Raw genomic sequence first — 1,014 nt, forward strand, 5'->3', positions numbered from 1 at the left:
CGAAGCCAACATGGACCGCCTCGACGGTGCCGGCGCCGCTGCCGCCGTGGAAGCCCGCGCCGTCACTGCCAACGACTCCGCCGCCATCGTGCGCGCCAAGGCCGCCCTGGACAAACTCGACGTCGCCGAAGGCCTCGCCGAACTCGAAGGCGCCTCCGCCCGCGTCGCCGTTGACGAAAAGCGCATGATCAACTGCCGCGCCGACCTCAACCAACTCGTGCCGTTCAAGTACGACTGGGCCTGGCAGAAGTACCTCGACGGCTGCGCCAACCACTGGATGCCGCAAGAGGTCAACATGACCGCCGACATCGCGCTGTGGAAAAACCCTGAAGGCCTGACCGACGACGAACGTCGCATCGTCATGCGCAACCTCGGCTTCTTCTCCACCGCCGATTCCCTGGTGGCCAACAACCTGGTGCTGGCCGTGTACCGCCTGATCACCAACCCGGAGTGCCGCCAGTACATCCTGCGCCAGGCCTTCGAAGAAGCGATCCACACCCACGCCTACCAGTACTGCATCGAATCGCTGGCCATGGATGAAGGCGAGATCTTCAACATGTACCACGAGATTCCATCGGTCGCCAAAAAGGCGGCCTGGGGCCTGAAGTACACCCGCTCGATCTCCGATCCGAAGTTCGAAACCGGCACCGTCGACACCGACAAAGAGCTGCTGCGCAACCTGGTCGCCTACTACTGCGTACTGGAAGGCATCTTCTTCTACTGCGGCTTTACCCAGATCCTGTCCATGGGCCGCCGCAACAAAATGACCGGCGTGGCCGAACAGTTCCAGTACATCCTGCGCGACGAGTCGATGCACCTGAACTTCGGTATCGACGTGATCAACCAGATCAAAATCGAAAACCCGCACCTGTGGGATGCCGAGATGAAGGAAGAAGCGACCCAGATGATTCTGCAGGGTACGCAGCTGGAGATCGAATACGCTCGCGACACCATGCCGCGCGGTGTTCTGGGTATGAACGCGGCGATGATGGAGGATTACCTCAAGTTCATCGC

General features: G+C 60.9%; 1 protein-coding gene. It reads left to right on the plus strand.

Annotated elements, in window-relative coordinates; translation table 11 throughout:
• Positions 1-10: 10 nt before the first annotated feature.
• On the plus strand, positions 11-1,014 hold a 1,004-nt coding region (locus tag ODQ19_RS27965; protein WP_330211833.1), incomplete at its 3' end, for a ribonucleotide-diphosphate reductase subunit beta.

This window comes from Pseudomonas sp. AM4(2022), from assembly GCF_036346515.1.
Lineage (GTDB): Bacteria > Pseudomonadota > Gammaproteobacteria > Pseudomonadales > Pseudomonadaceae > Aquipseudomonas > Aquipseudomonas paracarnis.